Source organism: Rhodococcus oryzae (genome assembly GCF_005049235.1).
Taxonomy (GTDB): Bacteria; Actinomycetota; Actinomycetes; order Mycobacteriales; family Mycobacteriaceae; genus Rhodococcus_G; species Rhodococcus_G oryzae.
In genome coordinates this window covers 188,959-209,217 of sequence record NZ_SUMD01000008.1, presented here as the reverse complement: position 1 = coordinate 209,217, position 20,259 = coordinate 188,959, and the positions used below count along the sequence as shown (strand labels likewise).

Sequence of the window (20,259 nt, the reverse complement as noted above, 5' to 3'; positions counted from 1 at the left end):
AGGCCGCAGCGCCGCCGTACCCGGACTCTCGCGAAAGGTGTGAACGGAATTCGCCCCTTTCGCCCTTTCTTGCCTTGTTCGGGGAAAGATGCTCCAGTGGGAAGGGGTGACCGAGTCACAGCCCCAACGCCGCGCAGCCCACGTCGCGGTGGGTCGCCCCTGCCCGGATTGGAAATTCTGACCGAGGTCCACAGCCGAGTGCGTGCTGATACCGCGAGGCGCGGAGAGTAAGGAAGGGATCCACTAAATGAGCAATGGCAATGACCCTCGACACACCACGGGTGCCGACGAGAAGCTGACCACCGCGTTCGGCGCACCGGTACCCGACAACCAGAATGTCGCCACTGCGGGCCCGCGCGGGCCGCAGCTGTTGCAGGACGTCTGGTTCCTCGAGAAGCTCGCCCATTTCGACCGCGAGGTCATCCCGGAGCGGCGCATGCACGCCAAGGGCTCCGGCGCCTACGGCACGTTCACCGTGACCAACGACATCACCCAGTACACGAGCGCGAAGATCTTCTCCGAGGTCGGCAAGAAGACGGAGCTGTTCGCACGGTTCTCCACGGTGGCGGGCGAGCGCGGCGCGGCCGATGCCGAGCGCGACATCCGCGGCTTCGCCGTGAAGTTCTACACCGAGGAGGGGAACTGGGATCTCGTCGGCAACAACACCCCGGTCTTCTTCTTCCGCGATCCGCTGAAGTTCCCGGACCTCAACCACGCGGTCAAGCGTGATCCCCGCACGAACCTGCGCAGCGCCAACAACAACTGGGATTTCTGGACGAACCTGCCGGAGTCGCTGCACCAGGTGACGATCGTGATGAGCGACCGCGGCATCCCGGCCTCGTACCGGCACATGCACGGCTTCGGCTCGCACACGTTCAGTTTCATCAATGCCGAGGGTGAGCGCTTCTGGGTGAAGTTCCACCACGTCGTCCAGCAGGGCATCGAGAACCTCACCGACGCGGAGGCCGCCGAGCTCGTCGGCAACGACCGCGAGAGCCACCAGCGCGATCTCTTCGACGCGATCGAGGAGGGCGACTTCCCGAAGTGGAAGCTGTGCGTGCAGATCATGCCGGAGGCCGACGCGGCGAAGGTGCCGTACCACCCCTTCGACCTCACCAAGGTCTGGCCGAAGGGCGACTACCCGCTGATCGAGGTCGGTGAGTGGGAGCTCAACCGGAACCCCGACAACTACTTCGCCGAGGTCGAGCAGGCCGCGTTCAACCCCGCGCACGTGGTGCCCGGGATCAGCTTCTCCCCGGACCGGATGCTGCAGGGCCGGCTGTTCTCCTACGGTGACGCGCAGCGTTACCGGCTGGGTGTGAACAACTTCCAGATCCCGGTCAACGCACCCAGGAGCCCGGTGCACAATTTCCACCGGGACGGCGCCATGCGGGTCGACGGCAACCAGGGCGGCTCGCTGCACTACGAGCCCAACAGCTACGGCAAGTGGCAGGAGCAGCCGCAGTACCGGAACCCGGCGCAGGCGATCGGGGCGGTCGCGGATCACTTCGACTACCGCGAGGACGACGACAACTACTTCTCGCAGCCGCGCGTGTTGTTCAACAACATGAGCGACGAGCAGAAGCAGGTGCTGTTCGACAACACCGCGCGCGCCATCAACGGCGCCTCGGACCAGGTCGTGCAGCGGCACATCGACAACTGCACCGCCTGTGACCCGGCCTACGGCGAGGGCGTCGCGAAGGCGATCAAAGCGCTGAGCTGACACCGAGCGCGACCATCCGCCCGGACCGGGGGCTCCCGGTCCGGGCGGACGTGTATCAGGGGCATACGTCGAGGTCGCGGGCTTGGCGACGGCAGGCGCCGTCGCCCGGGAACAAACTCGGGCCGGTGCCCGTTGAACCCCTCGTCGACGTCCGGACATGCCCCGGGCCTCACCCCTTTAGTCGCTTCGAGCGACCACTCGCCGAGAGGCGCCTGTGGGACGTCGACCCGAAGGGCCGCCCGATCTTCTCGGGCGGCCCTTCATCGTGCCCGCGGTGCCGTCAGTCCGAGGCCGATCATCGCTCCTTTGATGTGGTCCTGGACCGGCGCATACTGGGGTCATGGGGCACGGAGGCGGTTACCTCGACCCCCGGGCGCAATTGCGCGCGGCGGGGCTCCGGGTGACCGCTCCACGAGTCGCTGTGTTGAATGCTGTTGCTGCGCAGCCGCATTCGGATGTCGATCGGCTCGCCACCGAGGCGCGCCGGGAACTCGGCTCGGTGTCCACCCAGGCGGTGTACGACGTGCTGAAGGCCTGCGTGGCCGCCGGGATACTCCGCCGATTCGAACCGGCCGGTTCGCCCGCCCGGTTCGAGGTCCGAACCGGGGACAATCACCACCACCTGGTCTGCCGCGGCTGCGGCGCGGTGTTCGACTCCGACTGCGTCGTCGGCCGCGCCCCCTGCCTGCAGCCCTCGGACACCCACGGATTCGTGATCGACGAGGCCGAGGTCGTCTTCTGGGGGAGCTGCCCGCGGTGTCAGGCCGCCGCGGGTGGGGGTACGGCCCAGGCCGATTAGCGTGTGGGAGTGCCCTTCGCCACATTCGGGAACCATTGTGGTCAAGCGTCGTTGAACTGGGTGAGGGCGGATGGCGACATCCACCCTCCCTACGAAACCGACCGCATACGAAACCGCAGGAGCGAATCATGACCACCAGCCCCATCGTCAGCACCCTCGACGCCGGACAGCAGCAGATCGCGGGGGAGGCCCTGCAGGGCACCGTCGTGGACCTGATCGACCTCGGTCTCATCGCCAAGCAGGCGCACTGGAACGTCATCGGTCGGAGCTTCCTGTCGGTACACCCCTCGCTGGACGAATTGGTTGCCGCCGCACGTGATTTCACCGATCAGGCGGCCGAGCGTGCGACCGCGGTCGGGGTCAGCCCCGACGGCCGCTCCGCCACGGTCGCCGCGGACGCGGGGACGAAGGGCTTCGACGCGGGCTGGACGAAGGACACCGACGTGGTCGAGGCGATCGTGGCGAACCTGACCGCGGTCATCGAACGCCTCCGCGCCCGCATCGAGCTCACCGAGAAGGCCGACCCGGTCACCCAGGACCTGCTCATCGCCATCACCGCGCGGCTCGAGCAGCTGCACTGGATGTGGCAGGCGCAGGGAGCGTGAGCCCCGTGCGCGCTTGACGAGTCCTGACCCTCGTCAAGCGCGCACAGGCGCCGCAGGCGCCTACTCCATGAACCGCGCGAGGAACTCGATCAGCAGTCGCTCCGCCACCGGTTCGGGCAGTGCCTCGATCAGCGCCAGCACCTCGGCCAGCGGGCCGTCCAGCCCGCCGCCGGGCTCCAGCCCCACGAGGGCGAGGACGGCGGCGCAATTGTCACTGGTGAGGTCCTCGGGTCGGATCTGGCCGGCGGCCGCGACCACGTCGGCGGGCGCCTGTGCGCCCGGCACGCCGCGCACCGCATCTGCCGCCTCGGCCAGCGCGTCGCACAGCTCGACGCTGACCCGCTCGGTGACCGGCGTGAGGGTCAGGTGGGTGGTGCGCGGCAGCGTGGTGCCGTCCGACTGGGTCCGCCCCGGCTGCGGCTGCAACGTCCAGCCCAGGTCCTTCGCGGCGTCGGCCCACCGGTGCGGATCCACGCTGCGGTCGGCGGGGACGTCGGGGTCTGCGGCCACGGCGAGCAGCGGGCCGATCGGGTCGCCGACGACCCGGAGCCCCTCGATGCCGTCGATCGCCTTGTGCACCTGTTCGGCCGCCCGCGCGATCTGCCCGGTCAGCTCGGCGAACCCGCTGCGCCCGAGCGTCTGCGACACCGCCCAGCCCGCGGCGATCGGCATCACCGTTCGGGAGCCGAGGATGGTGGGATTGACGACGGCGTAGCCGGGCCAGGCGCTGGTCGCGAACCACTGGCGCCGGTGCCGGTCGCGGTCTCGGTAGAGCAGAACCGACACGCCCTTCGGGGCGTAGCCGTACTTGTGCAGGTCCACCGAGATGCTCGCGACGCCCGGCACCCGCAGGTCCCAGGCGGGGCGGTCCTCGGCGCCCGGCCACCACGGCAGCACCCAGGCCCCGATGCAGCCGTCGACGTGCACGGCGACACCTTGGGCCGCACAGACTTCCGCGATCTCAGCGACGGGGTCCATGGCACCGTGCGGATAGGACGGTGTCGACGCGACCACCAGCGCGACGGTCTCGTCCAGCGCGGCCGCCACGTCCTCGGCGCGCAGCCTGCAGGTGTCGGGGTCCACCGGCAACACACGCAACCGCAGGTCCAGGTAATGCGCCGCCTTGATGAATGCGGCGTGCGCGGTGGATCCGATCACCAGGGTCGGCCGCGCCTCGCTGCCTGTGCTCGCGCGCCAGGTGTCGCGGGCGGACTTGACCGCGAGGATGCAGCTCTCGGTACCGCCGCTGGTGACGCTGCCGACGACGTCGGGTACGCCCGCGGCCAGCACGTCGCGGGCCGTCGCGATGAGGTCGCGCTCGAGCGCCGCGACGGACGGGAACGTGGTGGGGTCGAGTCCGTTGAGCGGCTGGGCCTTTCGGGCCGCCTCTGCCGCCACCTCGTGCAGTTCCGCGACCCCGGGGTCGTACACGTAGGACAGCAGGTGCCCGCCCTCGGTCGGAGCGTCCGCCTTCCTCAGCTCGTCGAGCTGGGCGAGCACCTCGGCGGTGCTGCGTTCGAAGATCACTTGCTGCTCCTGTTCAGTTCTTCGGCTGCCAGTCGGTATCCGCGCAGTGCCACCATGCTCGCGGCCACGAGCACCGCGGGTACGGCGGCGAGGGCGATCACGATGCCGGTGATCGCGCCGTCGGACTGCGCGACGGGGTGGTCGGAGGTGGAGGAGACGAACCCCGTCACGGCGAGGATGGCCAGCACCACGGCGGGGCCGAGCGCCAGGCCCAGGGTCTCCGCGGCGGTCCACACCCCGCTGAAGGCGCCGGCCCGCACGGATCCGGCGGCGGTGTTCTGGTGGTCGCTGATCACGTCCGGCAGCATCGACATCGGCAGCATCTGCATGCCGGCGTAACCGATCCCCGCCACCGCCACCACCGCGTACACCCACGGCCCGGGGGCGGCGATCAGACCGAGCATCGCGACGGAGGCCGCCAGGAACAGGCCCGATGCCAGGAAGTACGCGCGTTGCTTGCCCCACGCCCGCACCAGCCGGATCCACATCGGCATCACCGCCAGTGCCGGTGCGACCAGGGCGGCGAACAGGATCGACACCGCGCGCTCGGAGTCGAGCACGTAGGTGGCCGCGTACTGGGCGGCGCCGAGCATGCTGCCGATGGCAAGGGCCTGGAGCGCGAACGTGCCGAGCAGGAATCGGAACGGGCCGCTCGAGCGCACCGCGGCGAGGCTGTCGGCGAGCCCGTGGCCCGACGACGCCTCGACGGGTGCGTGACCGACGCCCGCGCTGCGCGGCGCGATCCGCCAGGCGGCGAGCATGCCGAGCCCGAGGGTCACCCCGGCGATCACGGCCATCAGCAGGTATCCCGTCCTGCCCCCGCCGCCGAGTTCGCGCAGTTCCGGGCCGCCCGCGCCGAACAGCAGGATCGCGACGGCGAGCACCGCGACGCGCCAGGACATCAACCGGGACCGCTCGTGATAGTCCTCGGTCAGCTCGGCGGGGAGCGCGATGTACGGAACCTGGAACAGTCCGAAGGCGATCGCGGCGAGGATGAAGGCCGTGGTCACCCAGAGGCAGCCGACGAGAGTGGAGGTGCCGGCGGGCACCGCGAAGGTGAGCGCGAAGAACACCGGCAGGGTCAGTGCGCCGAGGAGCAGGAAGCGGCGGCGGGTCCCGGTGCGGGCCGCGTCGGCATCGCTGCGAGACCCGATGTACGGGTTGATCAGCACGTCGAGTGCCTTGGGTACGAACACCACCATCGAGGCCGCCGCGGCGGCGACCCCGAGCGTGTCGGTGAGGTAGTAGGCGAGTACCAGCCCGGGCAGTGTGGCGAAGCCTCCGGTGCCGACCGAGCCGAGCGAGTAGCCGGTGACGGTCGATCTGCTCAGCCGTGGGGGAGCCATGGTCATCCGGCCAACATAGGTCATTGCGCGGGCCCGCGAGAGGGTTGCGCTCAGGGAGAATTCGCCGGCCCCGGTGGCCGCCCGGCGGGACACGGTGATTCACGTGAAACCTCGACCGGACGACGAACGCCCCCACCTGGCCGGTGGGGGCGTTCGTCGTCGATGGTGTTAGGAACCGAAGATGCTGCCGAGCGAGCCGAGCGATCCGGTGCCGCCCGGGTTACCGCCGCCGGAGACCTTCACGGTCGACGCGCTCGACGTCGACTCCTTGAATCCGGTTGCGCCGCTGTAGACGGCCTTGATCTGACGGTCACCGGTCTGGGTGAACTTGTAGGACAGCGTGGCCTGTCCGTTGACCACGTCGACGGCCTCACCGATCGCGGTGTCGCCGTCCATGAAGGTCACGGTGCCCGAGGTCACCGCGTCGCCGGACTCGGTCTTCACAGCTGCCGACAGGTCCACCGGCGTGCCCTTGGTTGCGGTGCCGGGAACGGTCAGCGTCGTCACCGTCGCGACCTCGACGGGCGCCGGGTCGGTGACCGTGACGGTCTGTGCCTGTCCGGTGGAGCCGTTGAAGTTCTCGGCGCCGCTGTAGACCGCGGAGATCGAATGCGCTCCGGTGGTGGTGAACGTGTGGCTCAGCTTCGCGCCGCCGTCGACCAGCCCGATCGGGCCGCCGATGTTGGTGCCACCGTCCTTGAACTGCACGGTGCCACCGGCGGCGTTGTTGCCCTCGTTGTCCTTCACCAGGGCCCAGAGGTCCACCGAGTCACCGGTTTTCGCCTCGCCCGGGACGTTGAGCGTGGTCACGGTGTCGACGATGACGGGGTCGGTGGAGACGTCGACGGTCGAGGCGGTGCTGGTGCTGGTGTTGAAGCCGTCGGCGCCGCTGTAGACGGCGGTCACCGGGTGCGCTCCGTCGGTGGTGAAGGTGTGGTTCAGGGTGGCGGTGGCACCGTTGAGGGTGACCGGTCCACCGATGTTGGTGGCGCCGTCCTTGAACTGGACCGAGCCGCCGCTGGGTGCGGGGGCGATGGTGGCGGTGAGGTCGACGGCGGTGCCGGTCTTGGCGGTGGCCGGGACGTTCAGCGTGGTGGTGGTGTCGACGGCGTTGACGGAGACGTCGACGTTCGATGCCGCCGAGGTGGACGGCTTGTTACCGGCATCACCGCTGTAAACGGCGGTGATGGAATGGTTTCCGGTGGTGGTGAACGTGTGGTTGAGGGTGGCGGTGCCGTTGTTGACCGGGACGGCGTTGCCGATGTTGTCGGCGCCGTCCTTGAACTGGACGGTGCCGGTGGCGCCCGCGGGGGCGACGGTGGCGGTGAGGTCGACGGCGGTGCCGGTCTTGGCGGTGGCCGGGACGTTCAGTGTGGTGGTGGTGTCGACGATGACCGGGTCGGTGGTGACATCGACATTGGCCGCCGCAGAGGTGGACGGCTTGTTGCCGGCATCTCCGCTGTAGACCGCGGTGACCGAATGGGCTCCATTGGTGGTGAAGGTGTGGCTGAGGGTGGCGGTGCCGTTGTTCACGGGGACGGCGTTGCCGATGTTGTCGGCGCCGTCCTTGAACTGGACGGTGCCGGTGGCGCCCGCGGGGGCGACGGTGGCGGTGAGGTCGACGGCGGTGCCGGTCTTGGCGGTGGCCGGGACGTTGAGAGTGGTGGTGGTGTCGACGATGACCGGGTCGGTGCTGACGGTCACGGTCGCCGCCGCCGAGGTGGACGGCTTGTTGGCGGCATCACCGCTGTACACGGCGGTGATGGCGTGCGCGCCGTCCGCGGTGAAGGTGTGGTTCAGGGTGGCGGTGCCGTTGTTGACCGGGACGGCGCTGCCGATGTTGTCGGCGCCGTCCTTGAACTGGACGGTGCCGGTGGCGCCCGCGGGGGCGACGGTGGCGGTGAGGTCGACGGCGGTGCCGGTCTTGGCGGTGCCGGGGACGTTCAGGGTGGTGGTGGTGTCCGCGGCGGCGGCGCCCACGTTGATGGTGGCCAGCGGACCGGCGCCGGCATTGAGGGGCGCGCTCTGCGAATCGCGCGGGGTGCACCGGGTGGGTGCCCACTGGGTGCCCAGGAAGCTGGCCTTGGCCAGAGAGGTGCTGAAGGACTCCATGGCGCCGTGGTTCGCGGCGTTGCCCGTGATCCGGACCCGCGGCGTGATCACGCCGGGCGCGATGGCCTTGACGGTCACGTCGACCGCGGGGAGTTGATACCAGGTGTCTCCGCTACTGGCCGAGCCGTCCAGGTTCTTCTTTGTCTTGGGAACCCGGATACCACCCTCGGAGTTGGTGGAGGTGGAGGGTCCGTTACCGATGACCTGGTTGTTTCCGGAGAGTCGGATGACACGCCCGCTCGCGTCCGCATTGCCTGAGTCGTTGACCAGCAGGACGTTCGGTGCAACGTTGTCGAGGCCGATTGCGGTACCGGGTACCACCGCGCCGCTGACCCACTCGGTGTTGGCTGGGAGTTCGTAGTCGTACTTGATCCGAGAGAGATTCGTCGTCGTCGCGCCCGAGTCCTTGTCGGGGTAGGAGGAGGCGTTCGGCTTGATGCGGTAGGTGAACACCTCGCCCGGTGCCACCGTCGCCGGTGCGTCAACCGTCATCGATGCGCCGACGTTCTTCTGGACGTCACCGATGATGCTGCCCGCAACGCAGGCGCTGTTGAAGGTGGTCGTCCCGGCGTTCGCCGGGGTTCCAATCAGCATCAGTCCGGCGACGACCGCCGCGCTGGTGACCGGTACGGCAACACGCCGCACTTGGGATCTCGACATGGAAACTCCTTGCGCCCGACTCACGGGAGGGAAATCGAGCATCGGTGGGATGAAGTTTCCACACTGTGCCACCGCAATCGGGAACTTGTTGCAGTTTTGACTACACGCGACACAAGTTACGGTCGGGTAACAAGTCGTGCCAGAATTTGCGCATAATGCCTGGAAAGTTGCCTCGAACTGGTCTCCGTGGACTCTCGGACCGGGTTTTCGACTTGCGATCCGGCGCCAAAAATGCAACGCGTTCATCGGCACCCGGCGGCGGGCCGCTCAGGCCTGCGCCGCCACGAGCGGCAGGTCGACCATCAGTTCGGGTTCGGTGCACGCCAGCACCTGTGCCACCTCGATGCCCGGCGCGACCTCACGCAGGACCAGGCCGGCGGCGGTGACGTCGATGACGGCCAGATCGGTGATGATGCGGTGGACCACCGCCCGGCCGGTGAGCGGCAGCGAACACCGCTGGACGATCTTCGGTGCGCCGTCCCTGGCGCAGTGCTCCATCAGCACGATCACCCGTCCGGCGCCGTGCACGAGGTCCATCGCCCCGCCCGGTCCTTTCACCATCTTGCCGGGGATCATCCAGTTCGCCAGGTCGCCGGTCGCCGAGACCTGCATGCCGCCGAGGATCGCCGCGTCGATCTTGCCGCCGCGGATCATCCCGAAGCTGAGCGCGGAGTCGAAGAACGACGCGCCCGGAAGTACCGTCACCGTCTCCTTGCCCGCGTTGATCAGATCCGGATCCATCTCTGGCTCAGTCGGATACGGGCCGACGCCGAGGATTCCGTTCTCGGACTGGAGCACCACCGAGCAGTCCGGGGGCACGAAGTTCGGCACCAGTGTGGGAAGTCCGATCCCCAGGTTCACGTACCAGCCGTCGCGCAGTTCCTGCGCGGCGCGCGCCGCCATCTCCTCGCGGGTGCGGGCGCCCGCCGTGGTGTTGCCGCCGGCCATGCTCATCGCTCGCTCTCGGTAGTCGTTCTGACGGTGCGCTTCTCGATCCGTTTGGTGATGCCGTGGCCGACCTCGAGGACGCGGTGCACGTACACCCCCGGCAGGTGCACGGCGTCGGGATCGAGCTCGCCCGGTTCCACCAGTTCCTCGACCTGGGCGACGGTGATCCGGCCCGCCATGGCCGCCAGCGGCGAGAAGTTGCGGGCCGACAGATCGAACACCAGATTGCCGTGCCGGTCGCCCCGTGCGGCGTGGACGAGGGCGAAGTCGGTGCTGATCGCCTCCTCGAGCACGTAGTCGCGGCCGCCGAAGGCCTGCACCGGCTTGGCGGGCGAGGCCACCGCGACACCGCCCGCGCCGTCGTACCGGCGCGGCAGCCCGCCCTCGGCGACCTGGGTGCCGACCCCGCTCTGGGTGTAGAACGCGGCGATGCCCGAGCCGCCGGCCCGGAGCTTCTCCGCCAACGTGCCCTGCGGTGTCAGCTCCAGTTCCAGTTCGCCGGAGAGGAACTGGCGCTCGAACTCCTTGTTCTCCCCGACATAGGAGGAGACCATCTTCCGGATCCGGCCCGCGCCGAGGAGCAATCCCAGACCCCAGTCGTCGACGCCGCAATTGTTGCTGACAACCTCGAGATCCGAGGCGCCGCCGTCGAGTACCGCCTGGATGAGCGACGAGGGGATGCCGCAGAGCCCGAACCCGCCCACCGCCAGGCTGGAGCCGTCGGTGATGTCCGCGACGGCCTCGGCGGCCGTGCGTACGGTCTTGTCCATCATCGCGCGCTCCACCCGCCGTCCATCGTGTACGAGGCGCCGGTCACCATGCCGGCCTCGTCGCCCGCCAGCCACGCCACCAGCGAGGCGACCTCGGCGGGTTCGACCAGCCTCTTGATCGCGCTCTCGGTGAGCATCACTCGTGCGAGCACTTCCTCCTCCGGGATGCCGTGCACGGCGGCCTGGTCGGCGATCTGCTTCTCCACCAGGGGGGTTCGCACGTACCCCGGGTTGACGCAGTTGCTGGTCACCCCATGTCGGCCACCCTCGAGCGCGGTCACCTTGGACAGTCCCTCGAGGCCGTGTTTCGCGGTGACATACGCGGACTTGAACTCGGAGGCGCGCAGCCCGTGCACCGAGGAGATGTTGATGATCCGGCCGAATCCGTTGGCGTACATGTGCGGAAGGGCCGCCCGGATCAGCAGGAACGGTGCCTCCACCATCAGCGTCAACAGCCTGCGGAATTCCGCGGGCGGGAAATCCTCGATGGGGCTGATGCTCTGCACGCCCGCGTTGTTCACCAGGATGTCCATCTCGAGCGTGAGCCCGGCGAGCGCCTCGGTGTCGAGCAGGTCGACGGCCCAGGCCCGGCCGTCGAGTTCGTCGGCGAGCGACTTGGCGGCGATGTCGTCGACATCGGCGATCACGACGCGGGCGCCCCTCGCCGCGAGCGCCCTTGCGGTGGCCGCACCGATCCCGCTCGCGCCGCCGGTGATCAGGGCCGAGCGCCCGGCGAGCGTCTGCGCGGTCATCGGGCCACCGCCGCGCTCTGGCCGGTGACGAGCGGTGCGTCCGCCGCCTTCTCCTCGGCGAGGGTCCTCGCGTCCGCGGCGTCGACGGATTCGAGCGAGATGCCCTTGGTCTCACGGGCGAAGGCGACCGCGATGATGGTCACGACCGAAGCGCCGAGCAGGTAGAACGCGATCGGCACGGACGAGTCGAAACGGCTGAGCAGGCTGGCCGCGATGATCGGCGCGAGCGAGCCCGCCACGATGGAGGTGACCTGGTAGCCGAGCGAGACGCCGGAGTAGCGCATCCGGGTCGGGAACATCTCCGCCATGATCGCGGGCTGGCCGGCGTACATGAAGGCGTGGATGATCAGCCCGATCACGATGGCCGCCAGGACGACCGCGTTGTGCGCGCTGTCCATCATCGGGAAGGCGAAGAAGCCCCAGGTGCCCGCCAGGACGGCGCCGATCAGGTAGGTGGGGCGGCGGCCGAGGGTGTCGGACAGCCGGCCGCACAGCGGAACCGCGACGAAATGCACGGCGTGGGCGATGAGCATCATCCACAGGATCTTGCTGGTGTCGGCGTGCACGACCACCTTGAGATAGGTGATCGAGAAGGTCACCACCAGGTAGTACATGATGTTCTCCGCGAACCGCAGCCCCATCGCGGTGAGCACGCCGCGCGGGTAGCGGCGCAGCACCTCGAACACGCCGTACGAGGCGGCCTTGTTCTTCTCGACCAGTTTCTGTGCCTCGAGGAAGATCGGTGCGTCGCTGACCTTGGTGCGAATGTAATAGCCCACCAACACGATCAGGGCGGACAGCCAGAACGCCACGCGCCAGCCCCAGCTGAGGAAGGCCGCGTCGGAGAGTGTGCTCGTCAGGACCAGGAGCACGATGGTGGCGAGCAGGTTGCCTGCGGGGACGCCCGCCTGCGGCCAACTGGCCCAGAACCCGCGACTGCGGTTGGGGCTGTGCTCGGCGACGAGCAGCACCGCTCCGCCCCATTCGCCGCCGACGGCGAAGCCCTGAATGAAGCGCAGCGCCACCAGGATCGCGGGCGCCCAGTAGCCGATCTGCCCGAAGGTGGGGATGCAGCCCATCAGGAAGGTGGCCGCGCCGACGAGCAGCAGGCTGAACTGCAGCAGCTTCTTGCGTCCGAACTTGTCGCCGAAGTGTCCGAAGACGATGCCGCCGATGGGCCGGGCCGCGAAGCCGACCGCGTAGGTGACGAACGCGGCGATGATCGCATCGAGCTCGTTACCGCCCGCGGGGAAGAAGACCTTGGAGAAGACCAGCGTGGCGGCGGTGCCGTAGAGGAAGAACTCGTACCATTCGACGACGGTGCCCGCCATCGACGCACCGACGACCTTTTTCAGCCCGGACGGCGCGGTGTCCGGGGCCGGGGCCGGGTCGCCCCCGCCCGCCCGTGACAGTTGTTCGGTACTCATCGCTGACTCCTCATGTGCTCGGCCCGACAATCGAGTTCGCCCTGTGATGCAGTCCACATTCGGCGTCCTGCGATGAGTATTGGTGCACGCGATGCGGCCCACAATGAGGAAAATCGCACTCTGGATCTGCAAGAATGCAGATGTGGTGGATTCCGTGGAGCGGCATTCTCTGGGTCGTCCGAGCGCCGACGACCTCCTGGTGCTGCTCGCCGTCGGCCGGACCGGGCGCTTCACCTCGGCCGCAGAGGATCTCGGTGTCAACCACACGACCATCTCCCGCCGCATCGCAGCGCTGGAGAAGAGCCTGGGTGGACGGCTGCTGGTGCGGGCGGCGGGTGGCTGGGAACTGACGGACCTCGGCAGGCAGGCGCTGGCTGCCGCGGAGAGCGTCGAGACGGTCGTCGACGCGCTCGCCTCCGATTCCTCCGGGCAGGGCAGGCTCAAAGGCGTCGTGCGGGTGTCCGCGACGGACGGGTTCAGCGCGTACATCGCCGCCCCCGCCGCCGCGCGGGTGCGCAGGCGTCACCCGGACCTCGCGGTGGAGATCGTGGCGACCACCCGCCGGGCGTCCAGGCAGCGGTCCGGCATGGACGTGGAGATCGTGGTCGGACGGCCGCAGGTGCACCGGGCCGAGGCCCTGCCGCTGGCGGACTACGTGCTGGGGCTGTACGCCTCCCGTGACTATCTGCGCGAGCGCGGCACCCCGCGCGCGATCGAGGAACTGGCCGAACACCCCCTTGTGTACTTCGTCGATTCGATGCTGCAGGTCGACGACCTGGACGTCGCGCGGAGCATCGCTCCCGAGATGCGGGAGTCGGTGAGCTCCACGAACGTCTTCGTGCACGTGGAGGCCACCAGGGCCGCGGCGGGGATCGGGCTGCTGCCCTGCTTCATGGCCGACCGGCACCCGGACCTGGTGCGGCTGCTGCCGGAGTTGGTCTCGACGAAACTGACCTATTGGCTGGTGGCCCGGTCGGAGGCGCTGCGCAGGCGGGAGGTGGCGGCTGTCGTCGAGGAGATCAGGGACACCGCCGAGCGGGAGCGCGACCGGCTGCTCGGGACGTTTCGGTAGCGCCGATGAGTTTCGGTCCGTCCGGGAGTCAGAACCCATGACACCCGCGACACCGAGCACACAGGAGCACGACGATGAAACTGACTGTCACCACCTTCGTCACCCTCGACGGCGTCTACCAGGCACCGGGCGGTCCCGAGGAGGACCCCAGCGACGGGTTCGTCCACGGTGGGTGGTCGGCGCCATACGGTGACGAGGACTTCGGGCGGTTCATGATCGAGGTGTTCGACCAGGCGGACGCGTTTCTGCTCGGCCGGAAGACGTACGAGATCTTCGCGTCGTACTGGCCGAATCACGACGACCCGGCCGACCCGATCGCCGGCCGGCTCAACAGGCTGCCGAAGCACGTCGCCACGACCACCCTCGCCGCGGCCGACTGGCAGAACAGCCGCCTGATCGGCGGTGACACGCGCCGGGCAGTCGCGGACCTCAAGGCACAGAACGGGCGTGAGCTCCAGGTCCACGGCAGCGGGGCACTCGTGCAGTGGCTGCTGCGGGAGGGTCTGGTCGACACGCTGCACCTGCTGTCCTTCCCGGTCCTGCTCGGCACCGGAAAGCGGCTGTTCCCGACCGACGCGCTGCCGACCGCCTTCGCGTTGGCGCAGTCGCGCGTCACGAGTTCGGGCGTGGTCATCAGCTCGTACGAGCGTTCGGGTGAGCCCGAGTACGGCGACTTCGGCGAGGAGTAGCGGGCCTAGGCGGGGTTCCGCAGCTCCGCGAGCGCCGTGCGGTACCGGCGTTCCTTGATCGTGCCCAGGGTCTCGCCTGCCTTGGGCGTGAGGGCCCGGGCGCGGTCCATCGCGGCGGGCAGGACGGATTGCTCGTCGACCGCCTCGTCGACGATGCCCTCGGCGGTGGAGTCGGCCCCGCCATAGCGCCTGCCGGTGGTCATGGCGTCGTGCGCGGTGCGGACCGGGAGCTTGGCGGCGATCAGGTCGGACATGCCCACCGAGAATGGGATCTGGATGTCGACCTCGGGGAAGCAGAAGAACCCGCGGTCGGCGCGCATGACCCGTTGATCGTGGGCGAGCGCCAGCATGGCGCCCGCGCCGAAGGCATGTCCCTGCAGCGCCGCGACCGTCGGCAACCCCAGGACGAGGACGCGGGCGAACAGTGTCTCGACCCGCGCGCCGAACGCCGGGATCTGGTCGGCGTTGGCCATCAGCCACTGTAGGTCGAGGCCGTTGCTCCAGATCTTGCCCGCGGCGGTGGTGACGAGGGCCCTTGGCCCCTCGGCGGCCTCGACGGTGTCGAGGTGCGCGTCGACCGCGTCGAGCCAGTCGGGGTTGAAGCGGTTCTCGCCGGACCCCAGACTCAGCACGAAGACGTCGCCGTCTCGTGTGAGGGTGGGCAGGTCGTCGGGGGTGTTCAGGAATGTCATTTCTAGAAACTATCTTCTAGAGCGGATGGCTGTCCAGCCGCGGATTCTGCGATACTCGGCGAATGGTCCGCACCACGTTCTCCACCGACGCACTGCTCGACGCCGCGCGCGAGGTGATCCTCGAGCGCGGTCCGCGGTCCGCGACGGTCGCCCTGATCGCCGCGCGGGCGGGCGCGCCGACCGGGTCGATCTATCACCGCTTCGCCTCGATCGACGAACTGCTCGCGCGGACCTGGCTGCGAGCTGTGCGCCGCACCCAGCAGGTCCGGCCCGCCGGGTTCGACCCCGCCGGGGAGCCGGTCGAGGTGGTGGTGGAGCTGGCCCTCGCGCTCTACGACCACTGCGTCGCCGAGCCGGCCGACATGTTGTTGCTGGATCGGCTCCGCCGCGAGGACGTGCTGCACCTGAGCCTGGGCGACGAGTTGATCGCCGAGGTCGGACAGTCCGACGAGCAGACCGGCGGCCTGATCGCGGAGCTGGCGCGCGCGGTGTTCGGGCGGGCGGGCAAGCGGGAGACGGACCTGGTGGTGCTTGCCCTTGTCGACCTGCCGTACAGCTTCGCCGGGCGTTACCTCCAGGCGGGCGCCCGGCCGCCGAGGAGTCGCCGGGACCGGCTACCCGACGCCGTGCGGGCGATCGTCGCGACCCGTCCGCAAAGCTAGCCCGCGGCTCAGGCCGGCCTGATGTTGGCGTTGAGATGGAAGGTGTTGTCGGGGTCGTACTGTGCCTTGACCGCGGCCAGCCGGTCGTACTTGCCGGGCCCGTACGCGGCCCGGACTCGGTCCTCGTCCGGTTCCGCCATGAAGTTGACGTAGCTGCCCTGGTTGGACGAGAGCGGACGGAGCGCCTCCCAGATCGAGCGGGTCCACGCCCGGTCGGCGGCGAATACCTCTGGGGTGTCGGACATCCCGGCGATGTTGCAGACATAGTGTGGGGTGCGAGCACCACCGAATGCCGTGTCGTCCTCGCCGACGGCAGTGAAGGCGCCGTCGAGGCGGAAGATGGGCATGAACGAGAGCGGAGAACTCTTGCGCGGCGCCTGCTCGACGATCACGGCGATCGCCTCGTCCGTGAGGGCATCGAGGTCGAGCGCTTTCTCGTAGCCGAGGATGCCCCAGGGTGCGGCGTCGTCGAACATCTGCTGCAGTCCGGTGTAGGGGATCGGGGTGACGAACTCGAACAGCGGTGCCAGGGCGTCCCTGATCGGTGCCACCGTGGACGCGTGTTCCGCCGCAGACGAGTATCCGGCAACGATGAGCGCGTGGCCGGGCATGCCCCGGAACTGCTCGGGCACAAAGGGTTCCGGCGGTGCACACATCCCGGCCGCAATCAGGCAGCCGGCCCTGGCCGGTAGTGTCGGGATGAACTCCTGGCACAGGCGAAGCGCGGCGGCGCCGTCGTCGAGCGACCAGAAGAACAGCCCGAGGTTCACCTCGGGGCCGACCGGATGGAGGCGGTACTCGAACTCGGTGACCACGCCGAAGTTCCCGCCGCCGCCCCGCAGCGCCCAGAACAGATCCGGGTGCTCGTCGTCGGAGGCCCGGACGACGCTGCTGTCCGCGAGCACCACCTCGGCCGATGCCAGGTTGTCGATGGACAGCCCGGCGAGCTGGGTCAGCCAACCCATGCCGCCACCGAGGGTGAGCCCTCCGACCCCGGTGTGGCTGATCACCCCGCCGGTCACGGCCAGCCCGTGTGCCTGGGTCGCGGCGTCCAGGTCAGCCATCGTGGCGCCGCCCCCGATCCGTGCCATCCCGGTCTCGGGTTCCACCGAGGTGCCGTTCATCTCGCTGAGGTCGATCATCAGGCCGCCCTCGCTGACGGAGGTGCCGCTGTAGGCGTGCCCGCCGCCCCGGACCGAGACCTCGAGTTCTCGATCCCGGGCGAAGCCAAGCGCGGAACCGACGTCAGCAGCGGACAGGCATCGCGCGACGCAGAGCGGACGGCGATCGATGTCGCCGTTCCAGATCGATCTGGCCTCGTCGTATCCGGTGTCGTCGGGGCCGAACACCGGCCCGCCGATCGCCGACCTCAGCACGTCGAGGTCGTCTCTCACCTCAGTCATCACGCTCTCCGTCCGTCGGGGCCGGCTCCGCATGGCGTGCGGTCGCGCGTTGCTCCCCACTGTCCGAGAACGCCGGACCTCGGTGCCGACCGGACCGCGACGGCGCCCCGAACAAGGCACCTGTGACGTGCGTCAATCGTATTCGGTGGCGCTCGCGGGCGGCAAGGAGTCCCGGGCCGCCTGATCCGGGCGATGGCCTGGCGCGGCTGCTGATCGCGTTCGAATCACGTTGTTGTGGCCCTCGCCGGAGCGGGGCAGACTGTTAGTCGACGCTGGCCTGCCGAATCGCAGTCACCCCAGGAGGTGATCGTGGAGTTGCACATCGTGGCGGTCGAAAAGCCCGACAACATGAACGTGGTCGTCGGGCAGTCCCACTTCATCAAGACCGTCGAGGACCTGCACGAGGCACTGGCTGGAGTGAGTCCCCACCTCCGGTTCGGTGTGGCGTTCTGCGAGGCCTCCGGACCTTGCCTCGTGCGCTGCTCGGGCAACGACGATCGCCTCGTCGAGCTGGCCACGCGCAACGCGATCGCGGTCGGCGCGGGCCACTCGTTCTTCGTGTTCGTGGAGGACGGATATCCGGTGAACATCCTTAACGCTCTGAAACAGGTACCGGAGGTATGCGGCATCTTCTGCGCCACAGCGAACCCCGTCGAGATCATCGTGGCCGAGACGGAGCTCGGCCGGGGCATCGCTGGCGTGATCGACGGACGCCCACCGGTCGGGGTGGAGACGAGTGCCGACGTCGCCGACCGCCGGGCATTGCTCCGCACGATCGGCTACAAGCTCTGAGCGCCTTGCGTTGACCGGGTGCGTGCCGGGAGGTGGAGGGCCGCGAGGTGACCAATGGCCCCGGCGGCGGCGACCGACGGTGATGACATTGAAGGCAGATCGGGACTCGTCGACGGGGAGGCATCATCATGAGCGACAGCAAAACCGGCGCCGCCGGGGGTGGTGCGATCTACGCCCTGGGTATCTTCGGAGCGCTGGTGTGGTTCTGGCAGCAGGCGGACACGTTCTGGGAGTATGTCCTCGCGATCGTTCAGGGGCTGTTCTGGCCGGCCTGGATGGTCTACGAGGTCTTCGAGGCGCTGGTCCGCTGAGAGCTGGTGAACCGGCTAACGAAAGGGACTCCCCAACGCCTGCGGCTCCGGCCGGAGCGTGGACCGGAGCTCGGTTTAGAAGTCCAGGGTCACTTTCCTTTTGGCGAGTACGTGGTGTCTCGGGTTCCGCTCAGTTGGCGCCGAGCCTGCACCGCTTCTTCTGAAATGCCTGGGTGACCGCGAAGAAGAGGCGACCACTCGTGCTGGACAGGCTCAGCCATTCGCCCCGAAAGTCGCGGGCGGACTCGTTCTGGTCGGTGAGATCATGCACCGTCGATGGAAACGCATCGAGATCGGCAGGGTCAACCTGCAATGGATCGGACATAATTCCCCCTCCGGAATCCCCCAAACCTCGCTATTACAGCACATCGCGTTCGGGCAGGCGCGGCGAATATTGCGGGACTTCTCGTGTGGTCATTGCGTCTATTCGCCGGAGCCCTCCGGTGCGCCCCGACGTCGGGACGGCACCGGAGGGCCTCAGGCGGAGCGGGGGCCTCAGGCGAGCGCCGCGGCGTCCTCTGGCGCGTCCTGGTCGGCCCATTCGACGAACTGGACGACGATGCCGTTGGGGTCGGTCACCTGGAACAACTTCTCGCCCCAGGGCTCTTCCCGCAGCGCCATCGTGATCTCGACGCCCTCCGACTTGATCCGCGCCTCTTGTGTAGCGAGATCGTCGACGGTGAACGCGAGGATGAGGCCGTCCGCGTGGCGGTCGCGGAACCCTTCGGGCAGCACCTCGATCCCGCGCTGGAGCAGGACGATGTCGACCGCCGCGTCGGGCCGGTTCAGCGAGGCGAAACCGTCCGCCGCGGCCTGCTCGCGGTAGCCGAGGTGGGTGACGAAGAACGCGCTCGACGCGGCGACGTCGTCGACGGTGAGCGAGATGGTGGAAGTGGTGACCTGCATGGGTGACTCCTTCGGGCGAGATGGGTGAGGGTGTGGCGCGGCGGGTGCCCGAGGTCAGTAGCCGTGACGTCGCGGTGCGCCGAATGGGCGACGTACCGGATTGACGCGGCCGGGGAGTGGCTGGTGCGGGCGGCCGGCCCGGGGGAGCTTTGGTGCACCCGGGGTGCTGGATGCGGCGGCGAGGGCGGTGGGCAGGGAGTGCGGGTTGGCGGTCACGGGAGCCCCTGTTCTGTCGGCTAGAAACTTACGACGGACGTAATTATACATTCGGGGCACGTAAGGTCAAGGAAATTATTACGTCGGATGTAAAAAGACGTCGAACCTATGGGAGGCTGCACTCATGGCAGATGGCATGGGGTTGCGGGAACTGAAGAAGCGGGAGACCCGGCAGGAGATCTCGGACCGGGCGACCGAGCTGTTCCTCGAGCACGGATTCGAGGAGACGACCATCGCGGACATTGCGTCCGCGGCACGGGTGGCCAAGAAGACCGTCACCAACTACTTCCCGCGCAAGGAGGATCTGGCTCTCGACCACCACGAGGCATTCACGTCCGGGCTCGCGAGGACGGTGTCGGAGCGGGAGCCGGGGGAGTCCGCGCTGGCGGCGCTGCGCCGGGCCTTCGCGGCGGACGTGCAGCGTCAGGACCCCGTCATCGGCTTCTCGGGGTTGCCTTTTGCCAGGATGATCGCCGACAGCCCCACCCTGACCGCGCGGCTGCGTGAGCTGAACGAGCAGCGTGAGGAATCGCTCGCGGCGGTCCTGGCGGTCGAGACCGGCGCGGAGCCGGGTGACATCACCGCACGCGCGGTCGCGGCGGTGCTCGGTGGCGTCCACCGGGTGCTCTTCGGGGACGTCGTGCGGTTCACGCTCGACGGTCTCGGCAATGACGAGATCGCCGAGCGCGTCGGTGAATCGGGGCGGCGGGCCTTCGACCTCGTCGAGCCTGCGCTTGCGGACTACGCGGTGCGCGCGGGCGAGTGACCGGAGCGGCGCGGCCGCATCGACCCGGCCACCGCAGCTGCCCACCGGCGAGACGATCGGACATGTTTCCGAGCAATCAGG

20 protein-coding genes are annotated in these 20,259 nt (G+C 68.8%); 9 read left to right on the top strand and 11 right to left on the bottom strand.

The annotated features are described in order from the left end of the window. Nucleotides 1–247 precede the first annotated feature (247 nt). The 3 genes from FCG67_RS17720 (at nt 248) to FCG67_RS17710 (ending at nt 3,127) form a co-directional block, all read left to right on the top strand. Nucleotides 248–1,723, top strand: a complete 1,476-nt coding sequence (locus FCG67_RS17720) for a catalase (protein ID WP_136910997.1) — start codon at nt 248–250, stop codon at nt 1,721–1,723. 340 nt (nt 1,724–2,063) lie between these two features. Then, nucleotides 2,064–2,522: a Fur family transcriptional regulator gene (locus FCG67_RS17715; protein WP_136910996.1), complete on the top strand. Its 459-nt coding sequence runs from the start codon at nt 2,064–2,066 to the stop codon at nt 2,520–2,522. A gap of 128 nt (nt 2,523–2,650) precedes the next feature. Continuing rightward, the gene (locus FCG67_RS17710; RefSeq protein ID WP_136910995.1) at nt 2,651–3,127 is read left to right on the top strand and encodes a Dps family protein; all 477 of its coding nucleotides are present in this window, start codon (nt 2,651–2,653) and stop codon (nt 3,125–3,127) included. 60 nt (nt 3,128–3,187) lie between these two features. On the opposite strand, the gene FCG67_RS17705 is transcribed toward FCG67_RS17710, so the two are convergent. The 7 genes from FCG67_RS17705 to FCG67_RS17675 all read right to left on the bottom strand — a co-directional run bounded on the left by FCG67_RS17705 (nt 3,188) and on the right by FCG67_RS17675 (nt 12,669). Beyond that, nucleotides 3,188–4,654: a pyridoxal phosphate-dependent decarboxylase family protein gene (locus tag FCG67_RS17705; protein WP_136910994.1), complete on the bottom strand. Its 1,467-nt coding sequence runs from the start codon at nt 4,652–4,654 to the stop codon at nt 3,188–3,190. Continuing rightward, nucleotides 4,651–6,006 carry an MFS transporter gene (locus FCG67_RS17700; RefSeq protein WP_136910993.1) on the bottom strand — a complete coding sequence of 452 codons (1,356 nt, stop codon included), beginning with the start codon at nt 6,004–6,006 and terminating at the stop codon, nt 4,651–4,653. Before FCG67_RS17700 ends, FCG67_RS17705 begins: the two co-directional genes overlap by 4 nt. Nucleotides 6,007–6,168: 162 nt before the next feature. Next, nucleotides 6,169–8,772: a beta strand repeat-containing protein gene (locus FCG67_RS25580; RefSeq protein WP_136910992.1), complete on the bottom strand. Its 2,604-nt coding sequence runs from the start codon at nt 8,770–8,772 to the stop codon at nt 6,169–6,171. A gap of 267 nt (nt 8,773–9,039) precedes the next feature. Continuing rightward, nucleotides 9,040–9,720, bottom strand: coding sequence for a CoA transferase subunit B (locus FCG67_RS17690; protein ID WP_246045138.1), 681 nt, complete (start codon nt 9,718–9,720; stop codon nt 9,040–9,042). A gap of 2 nt (nt 9,721–9,722) precedes the next feature. After that, nucleotides 9,723–10,490 carry a CoA transferase subunit A gene (locus FCG67_RS17685; protein ID WP_211243249.1) on the bottom strand — a complete coding sequence of 256 codons (768 nt, stop codon included), beginning with the start codon at nt 10,488–10,490 and terminating at the stop codon, nt 9,723–9,725. Continuing rightward, nucleotides 10,490–11,242, bottom strand: a complete 753-nt coding sequence (locus tag FCG67_RS17680) for a 3-hydroxybutyrate dehydrogenase (protein WP_136910990.1) — start codon at nt 11,240–11,242, stop codon at nt 10,490–10,492. Before FCG67_RS17680 ends, FCG67_RS17685 begins: the two co-directional genes overlap by 1 nt. Beyond that, nucleotides 11,239–12,669 (bottom strand): MFS transporter, encoded by a 1,431-nt coding sequence (locus FCG67_RS17675; protein ID WP_136910989.1) that lies wholly within the window; start codon nt 12,667–12,669, stop codon nt 11,239–11,241. Before FCG67_RS17675 ends, FCG67_RS17680 begins: the two co-directional genes overlap by 4 nt. Nucleotides 12,670–12,838: 169 nt before the next feature. Between FCG67_RS17675 and FCG67_RS17670 the strand changes: the two genes are divergently transcribed. Next, nucleotides 12,839–13,741, top strand: coding sequence for a LysR family transcriptional regulator (locus FCG67_RS17670; RefSeq protein ID WP_246045136.1), 903 nt, complete (start codon nt 12,839–12,841; stop codon nt 13,739–13,741). A gap of 74 nt (nt 13,742–13,815) precedes the next feature. Further along, complete coding sequence (locus FCG67_RS17665; RefSeq protein WP_136910987.1) at nt 13,816–14,430, top strand: dihydrofolate reductase family protein; 615 nt, start codon at nt 13,816–13,818, stop codon at nt 14,428–14,430. 5 nt (nt 14,431–14,435) lie between these two features. On the opposite strand, the gene FCG67_RS17660 is transcribed toward FCG67_RS17665, so the two are convergent. Next, entirely contained in the window at nt 14,436–15,095 is a 660-nt protein-coding gene (locus FCG67_RS17660) for an enoyl-CoA hydratase-related protein (RefSeq protein WP_136911052.1), read from the bottom strand. Between the two features lie 89 nt (nt 15,096–15,184). On the opposite strand from FCG67_RS17660, the gene FCG67_RS17655 reads away from it, so the two are divergent. Continuing rightward, a complete protein-coding gene (locus FCG67_RS17655) occupies nt 15,185–15,784 on the top strand; it encodes a TetR/AcrR family transcriptional regulator (protein ID WP_136910986.1) in 600 nt (199 codons plus the stop codon). A gap of 8 nt (nt 15,785–15,792) precedes the next feature. Here the strand turns inward: FCG67_RS17655 and FCG67_RS17650 are convergent, their stop codons facing one another. Next, a complete protein-coding gene (locus tag FCG67_RS17650; RefSeq protein ID WP_136910985.1) occupies nt 15,793–17,187 on the bottom strand; it encodes an FAD-binding oxidoreductase in 1,395 nt (464 codons plus the stop codon). A 309-nt stretch (nt 17,188–17,496) separates the two neighbouring features. Between FCG67_RS17650 and FCG67_RS17645 the strand changes: the two genes are divergently transcribed. Further along, nucleotides 17,497–17,979: an adenosine-specific kinase gene (locus FCG67_RS17645; protein ID WP_136910984.1), complete on the top strand. Its 483-nt coding sequence runs from the start codon at nt 17,497–17,499 to the stop codon at nt 17,977–17,979. A gap of 128 nt (nt 17,980–18,107) precedes the next feature. Next, nucleotides 18,108–18,290 (top strand): hypothetical protein, encoded by a 183-nt coding sequence (locus FCG67_RS17640; protein WP_097213001.1) that lies wholly within the window; start codon nt 18,108–18,110, stop codon nt 18,288–18,290. A gap of 130 nt (nt 18,291–18,420) precedes the next feature. Here FCG67_RS17640 and FCG67_RS17635 read toward each other — a convergent pair whose 3' ends face one another. Next, nucleotides 18,421–18,615: a hypothetical protein gene (locus FCG67_RS17635; protein WP_136910983.1), complete on the bottom strand. Its 195-nt coding sequence runs from the start codon at nt 18,613–18,615 to the stop codon at nt 18,421–18,423. 170 nt (nt 18,616–18,785) lie between these two features. Next, nucleotides 18,786–19,196 carry a VOC family protein gene (locus tag FCG67_RS17630; protein WP_136910982.1) on the bottom strand — a complete coding sequence of 137 codons (411 nt, stop codon included), beginning with the start codon at nt 19,194–19,196 and terminating at the stop codon, nt 18,786–18,788. Between the two features lie 340 nt (nt 19,197–19,536). On the opposite strand from FCG67_RS17630, the gene FCG67_RS17625 reads away from it, so the two are divergent. After that, nucleotides 19,537–20,178, top strand: a complete 642-nt coding sequence (locus FCG67_RS17625) for a TetR/AcrR family transcriptional regulator (RefSeq protein WP_211243248.1) — start codon at nt 19,537–19,539, stop codon at nt 20,176–20,178. Nucleotides 20,179–20,259 lie beyond the last annotated feature (81 nt).